Source organism: Pseudomonas sp. GXM4, assembly GCF_008923895.1.
Lineage (GTDB): Bacteria > Pseudomonadota > Gammaproteobacteria > Pseudomonadales > Pseudomonadaceae > Aquipseudomonas > Aquipseudomonas atacamensis.
Genome location: NZ_WBRZ01000437.1, coordinates 1 through 2,759, shown reverse-complemented (window position 1 = coordinate 2,759; position 2,759 = coordinate 1). Strand labels below are relative to the sequence as shown.

At 59.2% G+C, this 2,759-nt stretch carries 3 protein-coding genes; 1 reads left to right on the top strand and 2 read right to left on the bottom strand.

Annotated elements, in window-relative coordinates:
* Positions 1-117: 117 nt before the first annotated feature.
* The gene (locus F8N49_RS27080) at positions 118-924 is read right to left on the bottom strand and encodes a methyltransferase domain-containing protein (protein WP_151553262.1); all 807 of its coding nucleotides are present in this window, start codon (positions 922-924) and stop codon (positions 118-120) included.
* A gap of 274 nt (positions 925-1,198) precedes the next feature.
* Positions 1,199-2,458: an OprD family porin gene (locus F8N49_RS27075; RefSeq protein WP_151553261.1), complete on the bottom strand. Its 1,260-nt coding sequence runs from the start codon at positions 2,456-2,458 to the stop codon at positions 1,199-1,201.
* Between the two features lie 84 nt (positions 2,459-2,542).
* Here F8N49_RS27075 and F8N49_RS28120 point away from each other — a divergent pair.
* Positions 2,543-2,759, top strand: a 217-nt coding sequence (locus tag F8N49_RS28120; RefSeq protein WP_218574933.1) for a hypothetical protein, incomplete at its 3' end; no start/stop codon positions are given.

Genomic DNA, 2,759 nt, shown 5'->3' with positions numbered 1-2,759 from the left:
CGCCTTCGCGAGCAAGCTCGCTCCCACATTGGAGTTGTGTCGATCACAAAACAAATGTGGGAGCGAGCTTGCTCGCGAAAGCGGCAGACGCCGTGATGTGTTAATCAGCACATGCACTCAAACCCGGGCGACAATGAATATCCGCTTGAACGCAAACAACGTATGCCCATCCTCCTCTTGCGGATAATGCTCATGCACCCGCATCAGGTAGTGATAGATGAATCGCGCCTGCTGCGCTGAATCCAGCGCCTGCATGACTGGTCTTAACGCCGAGACCTTGATCCAGTCATACACCGGCGATTTGCCGTCGACCACTTGCAGTTGTTCGGTCTCCCAAATGTCCAGCGATGCGGTCATTGGCGCGAGCAGACGGTAGTAGTCCTCCAGCGTCAGTAGCGGCCGCGCGGCCATGCGCCGGCGCAGTTCCGGTGTGCCCAATGGTGCGCCCCCGGGGCCGGCGTCCTCCAACGTTTGCAGCATCAACCGATACCACAACGCATCGCGCCAATCCGGCATGTGCGCTGCGAGGCAGCCGCCAGGATTCAAATAGCCGAGCAGGCGCGGCAGCAAGGTTTCGTGGTCATCGAGAAAATGCAGCACAGCGGCGGCGAACAACAGATCCGCCGGTTGCTCAGGCTGCCAGTCCAGCAGATCAGATTGTTTCCACAAGGCCTTGATCGGCAGGCTTCGGGCCTCGTTGAGCATCTGCGCCGAGCTGTCGATGCCCTGCAAATGCGCACGCGGCCAACGCTTGGCCAGCAACTGCGTAGCGATGCCGGTGCCGCAGCCCAGATCGTAAATGCGTTGGGGGTTTTGCAGGTCGATACGGTCGAGCAATTCGTTGACCGGACGTTGTCTGAGACGGGAAAACTGTTGGTACGCCTTGGCGTCCCAATCGGATGCAGTGGTGCGGCGCGTGATCATGAGGTGATCCTCCGGTGATCAGATGGTGTCTTCCGATGACAACCTGGTGCACAGCTGGAGACCGACTACGAAACGGAAGCGTGAAGGGTTGGAGCACCTGAGTCCTTCAGGTTTGCTCACTGTAACTGTCGCCCGCAAAAGCGCTACATGGCCTGACCAATGGCACAAATCCCTCATGCAGGAGCTGCCGCAGGCTGCGATCTTTTGATCTTGTGGTTAAGAAATCAAAATCAAAAGATCGCAGCCTTCGGCAGCTCCTACACATGATCGGTGGTCAAAGCAGGCTGATCGGGTAGCTGACGATCAGGCGATTTTCATCGAACTCGTTGTTGCTGAAGTCGCGGCGCATGGTCGAGTTGCGCCATCTGACGTTCAAATCCTTCAAAGTGCCGCTCTGCACCGTGTAACCCAGTTCCGATTCGCGACCCCATTCCTTGCCGTCGGTGATTGTCCCGGTGTGCACGTTGTCGCCGCTGATGTAGCGGTTCATCAGGGTCAGGCCGGGGATGCCCATGGCGGCGAAGTTGTAGTCGTGGCGCAGCTGCCAGGAGCGTTCCTGAGCGTTGTCATAACTGGCGTTGTAGCTGTCGTTGGCCAAGGTGCCGCCGCTGGTGCCGTTGACGCGCATCCAGGCGCTGTCGCCGGTCAGTTTCTGCAGGCCGAGGTAGAACGTGTTGCCGCCGTACTTGGCCGAAAACATGCCGTACCAGGTCTTGTTGTCCAGGTCGCCGGCACGCGCGCTGCCATCTTCCTTGCCGTAGAAAAAGCCGAGGTTGGCGCCCAGCGTCCAGTCGCCGAGCGGCTGACTGTGCAGCACGTTGAGGTACTGCTGGCTGTAGATGTCCTTGAGCTGCGCGTTCCACAGGCCGATCTGCGTGCGCTTGTCGTTGAACAGGTATTCGCCGCCCTGGAAGTTGAAACGATCAGAGGTGAACGCGGCTTTGCCGGTCATCGACATGTCGCTCATGCTGCTGTCGTCGCGCGGGCTGTTGGCGCGGAACTGGCCGCCATAGAGGGTCAGGCCGGCGATTTCCTTGGAGGTGATCTGGCCGCCACGGAAGGTTTGCGGCAGCGAGCGACCGTCGTCCGAACGCAGAATCGGCAATACCGGCATCCACTCGCCGACCTTGACCTCGGTCTGCGAAAGTCTGGCCTTGAACGCGACGTTGGTGCGGCCAAAGTTGTCCGCCGGGCGCCCGTCATGGTCCAGCGGCAACAACTGCGTACCGCCCGTGCCTCTACCGCCATCGAGCTTGACCGAATACAGCCCGAGTACGTCCATGCCGAAACCGACGGTGCCTTGGGTGAAGCCGGATTTGGCGTCGAGGATGAAACTCTGCGTCCACTCTTCAGCCTTGCCCTGGGCCTTGGTCGGGTTGGTGAAGTTGCGGTTGATATAGAAGTTGCGCAGGTTGAGGTTGACCTTGGCGCCTTCAACGAAGCCGCCTTCTTCGGCGCTTGCCGGCAGGGCCAGACCGGCGATGGCCAGGGCGATCACAGCGGGCAATGCGTAGGGCACAGGGAAAACTGTCATGGACTTGGGTCTCTCTTGTTTTTTTAGGGCGAACGGGTGCGCTGCGGCCGGTTTTCGGGGTGCAGACTTGGAAAGTATTCAGGGGTGAAACGATGGCAATCAGCCGGACGGGGCAGGGCGCGGGAGCATGGTGTCGAACCTGTTGTTATTGGTTTTGTGAAGCGAATGGTGCGGGGGGCGGATGTTGGGATTCAATTGGGAAAAGCGGGTTTTGGGCGATTATCGAACAGCATTGAAGATCAAAAGATCGCAGCCTTCGGCAGCTCCTACAGGGCAACGCATTTCAAATGTAGGAGCTGCC